Origin of the sequence: Legionella bononiensis, from assembly GCF_016786215.1 — a bacterium.
Classification (GTDB): Bacteria; Pseudomonadota; Gammaproteobacteria; order Legionellales; family Legionellaceae; genus Legionella; species Legionella bononiensis.
Genome location: NZ_JADOBG010000019.1, coordinates 29,082 through 45,062, shown reverse-complemented (window position 1 = coordinate 45,062; position 15,981 = coordinate 29,082). Strand labels below are relative to the sequence as shown.

The following is a 15,981-nucleotide window of genomic DNA, read 5'->3' as shown; positions in this document are numbered from 1 at the left end:
CGGAATTCTTGTGAAGTGACTTTCTTAGGACTCAGTTTATTGATTTATATAAATTTTATACGATCTCATCAAATTGCTTCGCCCCCCCTCTTAAGCTATATTTAAATTTTCAATAAATCAGGCATAAAAAATGAGTATGGACATAAAAAATACGAGCACTGCGGGTCAATGCCCGGTAATGCATGGAAGTCTTACCACAACAGGTATATCAAATATGGATTGGTGGCCGGCCGCTTTAAACCTCGATATATTGAATCAGCATGATACCAAGACCAATCCTATGGCTAAGAACTTCAATTATCGTGAAGAAGTCAAGAAACTCGATGTTGACGCACTCAAAAGCGATATGCGTACGCTGATGACCGACAGTCAGGCATGGTGGCCTGCTGACTGGGGACATTATGGTGGTTTGATGATTCGCATGTCATGGCATGCCGCAGGTTCCTATCGAATCGCTGATGGTCGTGGTGGTGCGGGTACGGGCAATCAACGTTTTGCCCCATTAAATTCCTGGCCTGATAATGTGAATTTAGATAAGGCTCGCCGATTGCTATGGCCTGTAAAGAAAAAATACGGCAACAAGATCAGCTGGGCTGACCTCATTGTCCTGGCAGGTACTATGGCCTATGAATCAATGGGCCTTAAAACTTTTGGTTTTGGATTCGGACGTGAAGACATTTGGCAGCCCGAAAAGGACGTATATTGGGGTTCGGAAAAAGAATGGTTAGGCGCCAAACGTTATGATGATCAAAACCGAGATTCGCTGGAAAACCCTCTGGCAGCAGTGCAAATGGGGTTGATCTACGTGAACCCGGAAGGAGTCAATGGTCAACCAGATCCGCTACGAACCGCCCAGGATGTCCGCGTAACTTTTGCTCGTATGGCGATGAACGACGAAGAAACTGTTGCCTTGACAGCAGGAGGTCATACCATAGGCAAATGTCATGGTAATGGGGACGTACAACTTTTAGGACCAGCTCCAGAAGGCGCTGATCTCGAAGATCAAGGTCTTGGCTGGATTAACAAAACCACTAGAGGTATTGGTCGGAATACGGTTTCAAGCGGACTTGAAGGCGCATGGACGACTCACCCCACTCAATGGGATAATGGCTATTTTTATATGCTTCTTAACCATGATTGGGAGTTGAAGAAAAGTCCTGCTGGCGCCAACCAATGGGAACCCATTAATATCAAAGAAGAAGATAAACCCGTTGATGTTGAAGACCCTTCCATTCGTCACAACCCAATTATGACCGACGCCGATATGGCAATTAAAATGGATCCTGTTTATCGTGAAATTGCAGAACGTTTTTATAATAATCCAGAATATTTTTCAGAGGTATTTGCCCGAGCCTGGTTTAAATTGACTCATCGTGACATGGGTCCTAAGGCGCGCTATATAGGACCTGACGTTCCTAAAGAAGATTTGATTTGGCAAGATCCAGTACCTGCAGGTAACCGAAATTATGACGTTGCTGCTGTCAAAACGAAAATTGCTGCCAGCGGCCTTAGCATTAATGAACTGGTTTGTACCGCATGGGACAGTGCACGAACGTTCCGTGGTTCTGATAAGCGAGGCGGGGCAAATGGTGCGCGCATCCGATTGATGCCGCAAAAAATCTGGGAAGGTAATGAGCCTCAACGTCTTGCAAAAGTTCTGAGTGTTCTTGAAGTTATCGCCGCGGAGTCTGGCGTCAGCGTGGCTGACGTGATTGTACTTGCTGGTAATGTCGGTATCGAGCAAGCTGCCAGGAACGCAGGATTTGACATCACCGTTCCATTCTCTCCAGGTCGAGGCGACGCAACAGACGAAATGACTGATGCTGATTCCTTTAGTGTGCTGGAGCCTCTTCATGATGGTTATCGTAACTGGCTTAAATCAGATTTTGCTGTCCACTCCGAGGAGCTTTTGCTCGATCGCACACAGCTGATGGGACTTACCGCGCCTGAAATGACGGTCCTTATAGGAGGTATGCGCGTCCTGGGCACAAATTACGGAAATACCAGGCATGGCGTGCTCACCGATCGTGTAGGTGTTCTTACAAACGACTTTTTTATCAATCTGACCGATATGAACAATACCTGGAAACCAGTAGGCAACAATGTGTATGAAATACGTGACCGAAAAACCGGTAATCTCAGATGGACAGCAACTCGAGTAGATCTTGTTTTTGGATCCAATTCGATCTTGCGTGCCTATGCTGAAGTTTATGCTCAGGATGATAACAAAGAACAATTCGTACTGGATTTCGTTGCTGCCTGGGCAAAAGTCATGAATGCGGATCGATTTGATTTGGCATCATGAGCTGAAATTTGTCACATCACATGTCATTATAAAATAAATGATGCGGGTACTCTTTTTATAAAAGAAAAGAGTACCTATTGTTAAAATAATTCAGACTTTAGATGGCGCTAGTTAATCGCATTAACTATATTATTTATACAAGATATCAAAGCAGACAGAGGCAAAGTGAATGAAGATTATTTATGTAGTGTCTTCAATAATATTGGCACTGATCATTCTTTTTAGCCTATTAATGAAAAATGTCTCTTCTCATATATTAGAGCAAAACACCGTTTATCCGGTAGAAACTGCAGCTCAAACTCAACTGGGGGGCAATGAAAACATGTGTCCCCAAAACTTTTATACTATATTAACGATTGATGGCGGTGGTACACGTGGCCTGATTCCATTAGCCTATTTAAAATACCTGGAACTACAGAACCCTAACGGCATTGCGAATATTTTTAATTTAATGGGTGGGATATCAACAGGTGCCATTATTGTTGCCGCACTATCAAAAGAACCATCTGATAATCTCGGTTCATATCATTTCACTGCACAACAAATCAGTGATTTATACAGAAAAAAATCTCCTGATTTTTTTTCCCAGAGTCTTCTTTACAGAATAATCTCATTAAATGGTCTGATACTGCCCCTGTTCAATTCGCAAAATAAAAATGATTTTTTTAAAGAACACTTTAAAAATAATACATTAAAGAATTTATCCAATCATGTTGCACTTTTTGCTTATGACATAAAGCACAAAAACATACTCATATTCTGTAATTGGATAAAATGTGATAATTCTTTAAATCAATATTCCATTGCAGATATAGTATCAGGAGCCACTTCTGTAATGGGAATATTTGCTCCCATACTCTTTTCTTCTCCAGAGCATGAAGTCAAATATAATATCGCTGATCTTGGACTGATTATCAACAATCCGGCTTATATGACCGTCAGATTGGCTACAAAAATCTGCCCCGATGTACAACATTATGTAGTCCTTTCCCTGGGGACTGGAAATTATCCGGAAATGAGCAGCAACCAGGAAAGCTATCATTGGGGGATATCCCAATGGATGCCCAATTTAATTGCTGCAACTACTGAGACGAACAGCGAAGCAGCGAGTGAATACCTAAGTTTTTTTATGATACACGAAATGTCAACCATTCCTGAGAATCAGTTACCCAAACTCATTTATATTCGTTTAAATCCTGTACTTGATTGGAAAGACGCCACACCCTTCGCGACATCAGCGGAAAATCTTAATTACTTTGAAAAAAAAGCTGATGAAGATATAAAGAAAAATAAGGTATTACTTCAATGCATTGCAACAATTCGCAATAAGGATGAATTAACTCCGCAGTGCAAACAACAATTATTGAATTATATTCATATCCAACACACTCCTTTTTTTGCTAATTCTTTACCCGGGATTTTTAAAGATTGAATCAGCTAATGGGATTTCAAACCAACCAAAATCATCCTTCGATTAATGTTGATAAAATCCGCTCAACAGTCGTTAAATCATTAAGAAGTTGTCCATGCCCGTAATTACTGGTAAACACTTGCGCGTTAAGATTGCCTGGAAGCATCGCGGCAGTGAATTCCACCCGTCCATCGCCCGGGACCTTTAAACCCTTCTGAAAATCCCATTGATATCCTTGCGCTGTGACCTGACAAATGAGCTGCGCAAGGGTTGGCTGATGCTGACCTGCCAGTACAGCAAGTGGAGGCATTGCTAAGGCAGAGACCTGATCCGTTCTGCATACCTCTTGGCGAAAGCTTTTTGCCACAGATAAAGCTTCTTGTAGATGTTGGCGAGCATTTGATAATTGATCCCATGACAGTTTTTTTTGAAAAATCGACAGATTCAAACGCTCCCAGGACAAGGGATCATACCAGTCATGTGCAACCGTGTTTCCATAGTGATCTACAATTCGATTGTTTTCAGTGTCAAGAGGGAAAAAAAGATAAGGAGAGAACCAGGAAAAATGAGCTTCATAGCTCAAAATTCGATTATTCAAGCCAATACGAGTTCCTTGATGCATGTCTCGAGCAAAATCTATCCCTGTTCCAAAAGGCGAACCGGCAAATAAAGCAGCGTGAAATAAATCAGGGTTACTGCGAATGACCGGCAATGAGATAAACCCGCCCAAACTATGAGCAATAAGTAACACCGGACCATGTTGAGCATTAATCTCTCGAATAAATTGCAGCAGCTCTTCTGCCACAATCAATCCTTGCGTCCGCCAATCATAAGAAAAAATAAAAAAATGCTCTGTTCGTTGACGCATTAAATGCAAAAATGGAGCATAAAAAGACTCCCATAAAATACGTTCTAGGACGCCTTGAGGGAACAGGGGTTCACTGGCATAAAGAGGTTTGCGATCAAGATTTAAGACTTGTTTTAATCCCAACCAACGTAACTGATTCGTGTCAGTAAGTAAGCGTGAACCTTTTATACCGGGTATAAAAACTACGGGAATGGGTTTCATGATAAGTAATACTTCCAGATTGCAGGACAAGATGCATAAAACTGTTCAAAATTCAATCCGTTGGGAATGGTTTGCAAGAACTTCTTGATCTCATCAGCACACAGTCCCCATTCAGTTAACAACAGCTTAAATTCCAGTTCACCAATGATACCCTGATTGTAAATATCAAGTTGTTGAAAAACAAAATAAGCCTGATCTTTGCTCGACATCCCGGTAGTTATCGGGAATGGTTTATTAAAATGAGAGCCCATTAACCATACTTTTTGATAAAAACTCATGAAATCAATGCCCTCTTCACGAGCAATCAGGGAAAACAACTCCTCCTTCAAAGGCGATTCAACCTTCCAATCTTGGGCAATGACCAGCCATTCTGCTGAGGAGAGGTAACCGTTTTGATCGGTATCCGTTAAATCAAAGAATAACTTGGCAAGTTCCACATCAGTGAATGATGTGTTGGGGGAATAATCAGGATGCTGATGAATAATCTGTTGCACCCGGTTTTTATCGAGGATGACAGGAATCACTCCATTGTTCAGTTCAGTGCGTTGATGTTCGAGGTACATGTCGTTTATTTGTTGCGGTGAACGATGCAGCAGTTTTTGAAAAGCAAACAGATTAATCAGAATAAAAAAGACTAACAAAATATTACCCGCGGTACCAAGAATAATAGGCAGTAGCATAAAACAGGAAAATAGAATAGCAGCCGTATATCGCGCATAAGGAAACAATCCAACGATACGAAAGACCACATAAAAGACACGGCAAAGCACGTAAATGTTCAAGCTGAAAAACAAGCAGACAAGCCAGGGCAATCGTGAAGGATCCAGCAACACGCTCACAGCAAAAAAACCATTTAGGAGCACGACAAAAATGTAGGCGGGAACCATTATTCCTTTGGCGCCAGAAACTTCTGGAATCATATAGACCGCACCGGGCAGGTGCAACAAAAGTGCGCTTAAAGCTGCGGCCAGGGCAAAGCCTGGCGAGTGCAGCACAATGCCCAAAATACAGCAAATTAATTCAATACTGCCACCGAGAAGATGAATACCTAATACGATAACCCTGCGTTTATTCATGCTGTATTTGGGATGAGCATGTTCGAACCAGTGATACGTCAGGACAAATAAATTAAAACAGATCAATAATCCACCGATCAAATATTGACTCGGTGCAATGATAATTTGTTGCTGCTGGCGGGCTATAAGGAAAAAAACAATCAGTGTTCCCAACAAAAGTGGTGGGTAAACTAATAAATTCGCCCGGATTCTAGTGTTCATCGCGCATCCCTTCAAGTCTCTCTTTGGTTTTAGAGCCCTAGATTAAGTATATTTTTATATCAAATTCAGCCCTTTTGCAAAAAACTTTATTGGGTTGTCGATAGAAACATTGTATCGATACTATCTATTCAATTTATACCCTGTCATTAAAATAAGCTATGAATAAAATTTTGAAGTGCTAAAGATAAGCATGCAAGATGGATCCCAAGAACACCCTCTGAGAGATCCACACGGTTTAAAATGCATATTAATTAACCCTGATTTGCATATTTTATAAACGAGTCATCTTCGCAAAAGTTGGGATCTATGAAGCAAACACAATCAGGTGCAATACACCATGAGTTCTGCCACAAAGATCTGAGGCAGAACCGAAAATTTAACTGCAAGGGAATAAATTTGGGGATTTTTGAGTTCCTGTGTAAGTACATAACCCAAAAAAGTTGTCAGCGTCTCCGTTATTGGGCTGTACTTTATCGTAAAAACCGAAATAGTAACTATCAAAATTATCTTTATCTGCTCTTCCTACCCAATGTTTATAATACACAATTTCTTGTGGCACAGTTGCATTGGGGTTTTGACCAGCATTACCTTGACTTGCCCATCCTTCTTCAGTGACTACTACTCTTATATTATTAGCCAGGCCATTAGACGTACTGTAAGCAGTTCTCACGGCTTGTAGACGATTTGCAAATTCCGTCGCTGACGGAGCAACAGGCTGTTGCGCACTCCAGAAGGGATAAATATTCGCGCCGACAAAATTGAGTTTTTTGATAATCCCGTAGGGATCATTGGCAGGATAATTTCTTGCTAATGCTAATAACGCTCCATCTTGTTGTGCTGTACCAACAGGTACTGTCGCACCAAGAGCCGCTTGTATTGTACTAATATCTGTTGCAATTCGCTGTTGAATTTGGGTATTAGGATTGGTGAAAGTATAATCATAAATATCTTCATTACCAACAACAATACCTACTATACAACCAGGATTATTTTGTACGCTTCTGATAGCGCCTTGAACCTGGTCTTGAGTCCATTGCGAACATTGCCCTCCCGGGGCATTATTATTACATCCATCAGATGTCTGAAACTCATATACTCCAAGCATCAATTTTATACCCTTTGAGCAAGCGATGCTCGCAAGATTAGTTTGTTGTCCATTAATGGTACTGGCAACTGATATAAAAGTTTTGACAACGTTAAAACCATTTCTTTTTATTTGATTAAAGTCACTGTCAATGGAGCTGGCCATACCAGGTTGATTATTGCCTTGTTGGGCTGCGAGATAAGCTGAGCTATGTGACGGATCGTAATTAATACCACGAAGAGGTGCGATAGCTTTACTGTAGGTTGCACAGGAAGCTGGACCGGAGCCGTTTAAACACATCTCAACGTTGATAGGACCCGCAATACCTTCGATACCAATCAGGTTATGCGATGTGATGTTGTTTGCTGGAAATATGCAATGACCGCCTTTTGCTGTCGATCCAGGACAAAATATTTTTTGTCCGCTCGTTATTTTAATGCCTGCTTGAGAGTAATTATTTATGGCTTTAATATTAAATGACATCCCGGTGGTATTGAGGTTAAAAAAATCTCCTGTGGCACATGTTACGGATGAACACAACGCGATGACCAGTGCGGATGTTTTTATTATAAATCTCTGCATTTTTTATCCTTAAATAGTGTAGGAGAAGACTTAAACTGTGACGCTACAAATCACAGCTTGGGCGTAATTATCCCCTGTACTTAATGTATTTAACCATTCGTCACTGCGTTTGTAGAAACTACCTTTTCCTAAATAAAAATAACGGTAGCCGCAATCTAACGGAAATTTACCCAAAACATGATTTATTCGGAATCCAACGCCAGCCATGGCACTAAAGGCGGTATTACTTCTTCCTGAAAATACACGTTCGGGTAAAGCATTACTACCATTGATAGGCCATGTATTAACAGTTTTTGTTTTGATGAGATTAGGGCCAATACCTGCATCAACAGTTAAACCAAATTGGTCTGAATGATTCATTATAACTGCTTTTGTTGTTGCATAAATCGGGACCTGGCTGATTTCATAACTGTATCCCAGATTTGCAAACAGATTCTCCTGGATAATATCTCCGTTAACTTTTATCTTTGGAAAATAAAAACCACTAACGCCATAACTTATTAATACATTTTTAAAATTTGGCCCGGAGATGAGATAACTTAATCCAAATAAGCCCTTTTTATCATGCTTACTTGTCACGGTGTATTGGTCACCAACCAAAGTATTGATATAGATATGTTGCGGCTTCCCTGTGTTGCTGGAAAAACCTCCACCCTGGATAACTAATTGGCCCTGTGGTTGCGAATAAGATAGGGCTTGAACATTGATAGCCAAAAGGCCTACAGCGATAATACATTTGATGCGTTGCATCCGCTCCTCCATGGAAAACTGCTCGGGCGAAGATGATATAATGCCTTCCCCAAATTATCAATGTCTGACTGCGTATAAAATAACCTATCAAAAAGGATGATTTTTGATCAATCCTTGGAAGCAGCTCAGTCAGTTGACAACGGCGATGCATGCACTTCTTGTACAATATAAACAGATTGATATACCAAAATAAAATCGATTTAAATCAATGTAGTTAAAGTAAAAGTTCATTATTGTGCTAATTTATCCTGAATGTACTAAAATTTATGTCATCATAAATTGTGGTGTATGAGCAGGTTAATTCTGCATATTTAAATGATGATTCGAAACTGCCATTTCTGGACTTTTAAGGGATAATTTAAGGAGAGTGATTATGGCTTATCTTACCGTAGGTAAAGAACATTCTGTTGATATAAAACTCTATTACAAAGACTGGGGTAGCGGGCAGCCAGTAGTATTCAGTCATGGCTGGCCTCTGAATTCTGATGCCTGGGAAGATCAAATGCTCTTTTTAGCATCGCAAGGGTATCGGTGTATAGCTCATGATCGTCGTGGGCATGGTCGTTCCGATCAACCCTGGAGCGGTAATAATATGGATACCTATGCCGATGATCTTGCTCTGCTTACCGAAGCTCTTGATTTAAAAAATGCGATTCATGTTGGACACTCTACCGGCGGCGGAGAATTAGTTCATTATCTAGCTCGCCATGGCACCAAACGGGTAGCAAAAGCAGTATTAATTGGGGCTGTCCCCCCTTTGATGTTGAAAACAAAAGAAAACCCTCAAGGATTGCCCATCAATGTGTTTGACAGTATTCGTTCGAATGTCATCAATGATCGCTCTCAATTTTTCAAAGATCTGAGCGAGCCTTTTTATGGCGCGAACAGAACAGGCAGTAAAGTGACACAAGGTGTCCGCGATTTTTTCTGGCTAATGGGTATGCAGGCAGGTATGAAAGGGGTGTTTGACTGTATTAAACAATTTTCCGAGGTCGATTTTACAGAGGATTTAAAGAAGATTGATGTACCTGTATTGATTATACACGGCGATGATGATCAAATAGTTCCTATCGAAGATTCAGCCATGTTGTCTGCAAAATTACTTAAAAACGCTCAACTCAAAATCTATAAAGGCGCTTCGCATGGTTTGTGTACCACGCACAAAGATGAAGTAAACAAAGACTTGCTTGCGTTCTTTACCAGTTAATTTTATAACGCAGTAGGACCATTAAAGTGAAGTTCAGGTACCCACCCTGTTTTAGCACTCGAAATTCCAACAGGAATTGAAGCCAGTTCTGGCATAATCGCCGGAATTGCACTTCCTGCCACAGCTACGATTACTTTTTTAGGAATGAAATCAGGTCTTCTGGCTGGTGAAGGTTCACATTATAGTGGTGAGGTTTTTTTAAATGATTTACACGTGCCAACAGCTGTTTTTGACTCGGTAAAGTCAACAGAGGAGATTTGCATGAATCATGCATTTAACAATACTTATTACTTAAAATTATAAAAGAGCACCATTAGGCTGTATTGACCACTAAACTAAATAGGTCTGATTTATTACCCTGAATTGTAAATTTGTGGTTAATAGATACCAAAAATGTAATCTCAATATCTTCCCTCATTCAATAAAAAAATTATTAATTATAAGTACTTGACTTATTTATCAAAAAAAGTAGCATGCCCTTCACCTTAATACTTTTGTTAATACAAGTTTTAACCCCCTGATTTCTTCAAACTATGCATTATCAAATGGATTTACCAATGAACTCAGGCTAATGGATAGAAGCGTCATGAAAAAACCATCAATTTTGTCATCGTTGTCAGCAGCAGCTGTACTTTTACCTGCTTTAAATCATGCATCTCCGTCAATAGCACAACAAGATACAAAAACGACCGATATTTCAGCATTTAAAAAAAAATATGAACCCTTAATAAATGCTCCTTCAGTTAATAGTTCACCAGACTTATGTATCGCACCTTATGTTAAGAAGACATTGGACTTACAAACCATAAAAATATTTTGTATCGAGGGCGATCCAGTTAAAAAAGACAGTACCACTACAGATCCGGAAACTGCAGGAGATGGAACTGTGGTTAGTACTACTGGAGATGGTACAGTTACTGCCGGAGATGGAACGGTTACTACGGGTGATGAAAGTACAACTGGAGACAATGCAGCCAGTAGTACAGATGCAGAAAGCTCTGAATATGACCCTCATTCAGTTTTTGGTGTGGACTCAAAAGTGTTTACCCGGCTGACCCGGCCGGTTAAGAATTTATTTGCGGATGTTGCTTTTATTCAAACGAATGTATATCACAATAACCGGGCTTATAATTTAAATCCCCTACGTCCTGATCCAATGAATCAAGTTGAAACCATCAATGGTTATTTTGAGATCCCATTTACAGAGCGAATGGATATTAAAGCAACCGTTGGACGTGATGCAACAACCAGCGCTACTCCTTTTTCATATGTTCAGATCAATTCCGCCGGAGATGTACGCCAAATCGTTACAGGTCCATCAGTCAAAGATCAACGCAATGATGGTATTGTTGATTTAAATTATTATGGTGATAACGCAACGTCCAAACTGCAAGTCGGTGCATCACGAGAATATGATTATAAATCTAATTTTATTGGTGGTGAAACCAATCTGGATATTAATAATAAAAATACTGTATTAATCCTTGGCTCCAGTTATACATCTAATGATGTAATACCTGATCAACTAGGGGCAGTAACGCCTAGAATTGGTGGAACTAACTTTAATTGGCAAATATTGAGTGGCCTGACTCAGATTATTGATAATAAATCCATTGGGCAAATTGCCGTTACTTATTTTCTGGATAAAGGGTATTTGCGCGATCCGTATAAGACCAATTTTGTACCTGATTCGAAAATTGGTTGGTCTGCGGCAGGGCGGTACATCCATTACTTTCCAACCTTTCATGAGGGAAGTATTGATCTGAATTATCGTTATTATAGAGATACCTGGGGAGTAAACTCCTCTACTTTTAAGACTATTTTTCGGCTCGCTTTAGCTAATGGCTGGGGACTGGAGCCTGGAGTGCGGTATTATTCGCAAAATGGCAGTACATTCTACAATTTGTTAGTGCCGCCATTTGCGCCCTTACCACCTACATCGATTTACTATACCAATTTGTATCAATTCGCTTCATTTGGACAAATTTCTGGATTACTGCAAGTCAATAAACAACTTAGTGCCGCAAATACAATCTATGTAGGCGGTTCTTATGGAAAAAGAAGAGCTTCATTACGGTTAGGAGGTACGAAAATTACTAACCCCCATGAGCCTGTTTTTACACAAATGAATATCTCTGAAGTTTATATTGGAATAAAAGGTGTATACTAATTAGGATTTACATAACTATGGAGGATGTAATGAAAAAATACGGATGTTTCTTGTTTCTTACCCTGGCTTTTGCTTCTAACCTTCTTTTTGCAGTAGGTGTAGGCGGCTCTGTACCCAATATTACTTTACCTTTAGTCTCTAATTCATCAGCAAAAGTAAATGTGGGCGGCATCAATTCAAAATATGTTTTAATCGATTTTTGGGCGTCCTGGTGTGCTCCTTGCAGGGTATCCATGTCAACTCTTTCTAAATTATCCAATAGCTTAGGTTCTAAAGGCTTCAAGGTTGTTGGAATTTCTTTGGATAAAGATCCTGAGTTGGCCAAACAGTTTCTGAAAAAATACCCGGCATCGTTCACCCAGCTACTTGATACCCAAGGCATTTCAGCGAAACAATTTGGATTGCCGAAAGTACCCACTTCATATTTGATTGGGCCAGATAAAAAGATAATAGGTATATTTCCTGGTTATAATGAGGCGAATTTAAAGGCAATCAAACAATTAGTAAAATAAATCTCAACATCCTCGGGAAAAAAACGTGACCAATGTCCCGCGGCTTAGCGGCGGGACGTTGGGAGTTTGGTTTTCTCCGGATTTATTGAGAAGATACTATAAATGCAGTTAATAAATTAAAGTTATCCATTCAATACCCATGAATATCATAGGTATTGAATTATGAGTCAGGATCACGATCCTTAGCCTTAAATAGTTACACTACATGGTATTCTTTATGAAAAAGCTTAATTATTCGGCAGTGCGAATGCACGCATTTCTTTTTTTAGCAGTTATAGGATGTGTAAGTTGCACCAAGGTAGAACCTTGGGATAAGGGTAATTTCACCAAAGCAAGCATGTCACTTCAACCTTGGTCTGTTCCTGAATATATGAACAACAAAACCATTGAAAAAGCTCTGGAGTCCTCACGTGGGGGCATCACTCTGGGAGGTGGAGGTTGTGGTTGTGGTTAAGAGGTCCATCGCGCGCAAATTAAAACCACTTGCTGTTCGCTTTACTTCCATGGGTTCTCCTTGTGAAATACGAGTTATGGCTGTTGAACAAAAGCTTGGCGCTTATGTAATTGAGCAAGCCGTTAAAGAAGTACGACGGCTTAATGATAAATACTCACGCTATAGACCAGATAGTGTTATCAGCCAAATCAATCAATCTGCCGGAAGTGGTCATTTTAATGTTTTGGATGCAGAGACAAAAGCTATTATTAATTATGCGGATGTGTGTTATCAACAAAGTGATGGATTATTTGATATTACATCCGGTGTTCTCCGTAAGGCCTGGAATTTTAAAGTAGTTCAAAACAAAGAAACTGTACCATCCCAGGCATATATTGATGAGCTATTAGACCTGGTAGGCTGGGAAAAAGTTATATGGAAGGGAGATTCTTTTGCTTTGCCTAAAAAGAATATGGAAATTGATTTTGGTGGAATAGTTAAAGAATATTGTGCCGATGCGGTTGCAACTTTATGTCTCAATCATGGGATTGATAGTGGTCTGATTGATTTAGGAGGAGACATCCGAATTATTGGTCCTTATCCGGAGCATGATACATGGACAGTGCATATTCAGGATCCTCAAAAAATAAAAAAATCGTGTGCCCAATTAGACGTTCTGCAGGGCGGTATTGCAACAAGCGGAATCTATGAACGCTTTATTGAAATAGAAGGCAAACGTTATTCTCATCTCCTTAATCCCAAAACCGGTTGGCCTGTCGAAGAATACATCGCTTCACTAACCATATTAGCAGATCAATGCATCATTGCTGGAAGTATTGCTACGATCGGTATACTAAAAGGCCGGGATGGCCTATCCTGGTTACAAGAGAACATTGATCTTCCTTATTGGTGCTGTCTTGCAACTGGAGAGCTGATTACAAATAACGTCGTCAAATAAGGTCTAAACTCCCTCATTTATGGCACTAATTCAATGAATTTTATAAGTTCATTTTTCAGACCTGGCATTAATTGTATTGATGAATGTGCTTATTCTCTGCATTTAGTGCTCCTTAGACACAGATAAAGTTAGCTTCTGCTTTATCTATTTCCTTCGTACCATACCACTCATTAAAGTACAAATAATCCGGGCATTGTATCTTGGTTTGATGACGGCTCTAAAAACTCAATTTTAATTTATATTTACAGCTTGTTAGCATATGTTAACATGGGTATCTTAAAGATAAGTTTCGAAAATCCATTCGCATGACATATATCATTGTAAATGATATAACAATCAGCCAAATAATCTTCTGGCTGATTGTTTTTGCTCTAGAGATAGGAGTATTAATGACAACTGGGTGCTTGTGATGGGATCGCACTCTGTAATTGTTCTAGATTAATGTTGCTACACAGAACAATTTTTTTACCCTTTTCTGCTGTTGTACGAACATTTGCCTCACAAAAATTCAACTGATTCAGACCATTAACGATTTCAGTTGCTTCAGCTTCTGATGCGCAGTAACGCCATATAGATAAGGATTCTTTATTAGTAATCTTCCAATCCTTAAATCCAGTTATTTCCTCCATCTGGTTTTGCAGAGCATTTCGATCGAAAGCGGGCTTAAGAAACGAAACAAGTGATACAGAAGTAGTTGCTATCTTTTTACGTTCGGCTTCTTTCGTTAGAGCTGTTAAAACTTCTTGAGCAGTTGCTATCAAGAGCTGACAAGCTATTAGCGAATGGGCATTATTTGAATGATCTAAAAATTGAAGCGCAGGGTTTTTATCTACTACAAACTCAGTAATTCGATTCAAATCAAAGTCTGGCTTAATTGCTTTTATTTGCAATGCAATCTTGTGCATCACCATTCTCGTGTCAATTAACTTTGCCAAGGCAGGATCTGCGAATGGTTTAGTTTGTGCTTCAATGATACATTTAAGTATATGTGCTGCTAAAGGCCTTCTGTCTTTTTCTATGCTGGCTATAGCTTCCGCATAACTACCCGTATTGGCATTACGGTCACCGGGTTTACGCATAAGGATATCGGGTAAATTGATACTTCTTAGAACAATATTATTCAATTCTGTTGCAGTTCGACCATTAGCATTCGGAAACGCGTGAATATGAGTAAATTGATAAAAAAGTTCAGCGCAAAACTCACTCACTGCCACCAGATCGTTGTTGTTGAGTTGTTTCCATAGTGGAACCATTGTTTCAGCAAAATTGCGCATTTGGCCTGGTAAACGTTCCGGATAATCAACAAATAAGGCTATTTTCTCCACAACATCACGCTCGTGTTTAGGTAACAGATTATCATGCACGGCTGTGGTTAATCGGTTTAAAGCAAGAGTAAAACCAACAAAGGGCTCCTGCAATTTCATAATTTCTTTTAAAGTAGAATGAATAGGGGCTGTATTATCCTTTTCAAGTCGTTGTAAAATATGTAAAAACTGTTTCGCATCGTTGTAATCAAGGCCCTGATTTTCATTCACAAGCATATTCAAAAATTCAGATTCTGACAGTTGAGGATTAAATAACTTTGCGAAATAAATAGCCAAATGATTCATCATATTGCTGCCGAAATGCCAACGAATCACCATCATTTTGGAATATTCTCCGCTCTTCCCTTCCTCGCTTAGAGAGAGCACGGTTTTACCCATTCGTTTATGTATGTTTAGTATCCAATCTTCAAAAATTTCCGGTGTGAGCGCAGCCAGACCGTTTGCTTGAATCCATGGCAATATAATTTCCTCTGCATAAATATAAGCAGCTTGCATGTCCTCGTATTGTTCCATTTTATAAAGTGCTTCATTCAAACCCTCACCATAGATAAGTGCTTCTGGTGAAGACTCTGGCTCAAAACTATAGACCAGAGCGGGATTAAATAATTTTAGATTCAAGAAACTAGGCATTTTAACTTCCCAATAAAAAAAGAAATGATTCTACACATTGTCCTCAATCAGATCAACAAAGTTTATTTTAATTCATTGTGATTCATAAGTGACAAACGAAATTTCTCATACCATCTCAGCTTTACTGTATCTGTATATTCAAATGGTGCTCATTGATATGTTCCGCAAGGGTAAATGTTTTACTTGACTAAATGATGCGAAATTGGCGACATCGAATGGTTTAGAGCAAGTAAAAATAATTGATGTTATTGAATAATGGTTACAAAAA

Annotated in this window: 12 protein-coding genes and 1 pseudogene; 8 read left to right on the top strand and 5 right to left on the bottom strand. The window is 39.6% G+C overall.

The window, feature by feature from the left end; genetic code table 11:
* Window positions 1-136 precede the first annotated feature (136 nt).
* Both katG and IZU94_RS11630 read left to right on the top strand, forming a co-directional pair.
* Window positions 137-2,305 (top strand): catalase/peroxidase HPI, encoded by a 2,169-nt coding sequence (gene katG, locus IZU94_RS11635; protein ID WP_203110838.1) that lies wholly within the window; start codon window positions 137-139, stop codon window positions 2,303-2,305.
* Between the two features lie 169 nt (window positions 2,306-2,474).
* Window positions 2,475-3,737, top strand: coding sequence for a patatin-like phospholipase family protein (locus IZU94_RS11630; protein ID WP_203110796.1), 1,263 nt, complete (start codon window positions 2,475-2,477; stop codon window positions 3,735-3,737).
* A gap of 31 nt (window positions 3,738-3,768) precedes the next feature.
* On the opposite strand, the gene IZU94_RS11625 is transcribed toward IZU94_RS11630, so the two are convergent.
* From IZU94_RS11625 to IZU94_RS11610, 4 genes are all read right to left on the bottom strand, one after another.
* The gene (locus IZU94_RS11625) at window positions 3,769-4,785 is read right to left on the bottom strand and encodes an alpha/beta fold hydrolase (protein WP_203110794.1); all 1,017 of its coding nucleotides are present in this window, start codon (window positions 4,783-4,785) and stop codon (window positions 3,769-3,771) included.
* The gene (locus IZU94_RS11620) at window positions 4,782-6,062 is read right to left on the bottom strand and encodes a hypothetical protein (RefSeq protein WP_203110792.1); all 1,281 of its coding nucleotides are present in this window, start codon (window positions 6,060-6,062) and stop codon (window positions 4,782-4,784) included. The genes IZU94_RS11625 and IZU94_RS11620 overlap by 4 nt, the downstream gene beginning before the upstream one ends.
* Window positions 6,063-6,438: 376 nt before the next feature.
* On the bottom strand, window positions 6,439-7,728 hold the full coding sequence (locus tag IZU94_RS11615; RefSeq protein WP_238400704.1) for a hypothetical protein: 1,290 nt from the start codon (window positions 7,726-7,728) through the stop codon (window positions 6,439-6,441).
* Window positions 7,729-7,758: 30 nt separating this feature from the next.
* Window positions 7,759-8,478, bottom strand: a complete 720-nt coding sequence (locus IZU94_RS11610) for a hypothetical protein (protein ID WP_203110790.1) — start codon at window positions 8,476-8,478, stop codon at window positions 7,759-7,761.
* A 373-nt stretch (window positions 8,479-8,851) separates the two neighbouring features.
* Here IZU94_RS11610 and IZU94_RS11605 point away from each other — a divergent pair, with 373 nt between their 5' ends.
* The 6 genes and pseudogenes from IZU94_RS11605 (at window position 8,852) to IZU94_RS11580 (ending at window position 13,758) form a co-directional block, all read left to right on the top strand.
* A complete protein-coding gene (locus IZU94_RS11605) occupies window positions 8,852-9,685 on the top strand; it encodes an alpha/beta fold hydrolase (RefSeq protein ID WP_203110789.1) in 834 nt (277 codons plus the stop codon).
* A gap of 51 nt (window positions 9,686-9,736) precedes the next feature.
* Window positions 9,737-9,988: pseudogene (locus IZU94_RS18320) on the top strand (hypothetical protein); the annotation flags it as partial.
* A gap of 283 nt (window positions 9,989-10,271) precedes the next feature.
* Window positions 10,272-11,855: a DUF3570 domain-containing protein gene (locus IZU94_RS11595; RefSeq protein ID WP_203110788.1), complete on the top strand. Its 1,584-nt coding sequence runs from the start codon at window positions 10,272-10,274 to the stop codon at window positions 11,853-11,855.
* A 29-nt stretch (window positions 11,856-11,884) separates the two neighbouring features.
* Complete coding sequence (locus IZU94_RS11590) at window positions 11,885-12,367, top strand: TlpA family protein disulfide reductase (protein ID WP_203110787.1); 483 nt, start codon at window positions 11,885-11,887, stop codon at window positions 12,365-12,367.
* 217 nt (window positions 12,368-12,584) lie between these two features.
* Entirely contained in the window at window positions 12,585-12,821 is a 237-nt protein-coding gene (locus IZU94_RS11585; RefSeq protein WP_203110786.1) for a DUF4266 domain-containing protein, read from the top strand.
* Window positions 12,814-13,758: an FAD:protein FMN transferase gene (locus IZU94_RS11580; protein ID WP_203110785.1), complete on the top strand. Its 945-nt coding sequence runs from the start codon at window positions 12,814-12,816 to the stop codon at window positions 13,756-13,758. Before IZU94_RS11585 ends, IZU94_RS11580 begins: the two co-directional genes overlap by 8 nt.
* Window positions 13,759-14,144: 386 nt before the next feature.
* Here the strand turns inward: IZU94_RS11580 and IZU94_RS11575 are convergent, their stop codons facing one another.
* The gene (locus IZU94_RS11575) at window positions 14,145-15,713 is read right to left on the bottom strand and encodes a Fic family protein (protein ID WP_203110783.1); all 1,569 of its coding nucleotides are present in this window, start codon (window positions 15,711-15,713) and stop codon (window positions 14,145-14,147) included.
* Between the last annotated feature and the right edge of the window lie 268 nt (window positions 15,714-15,981).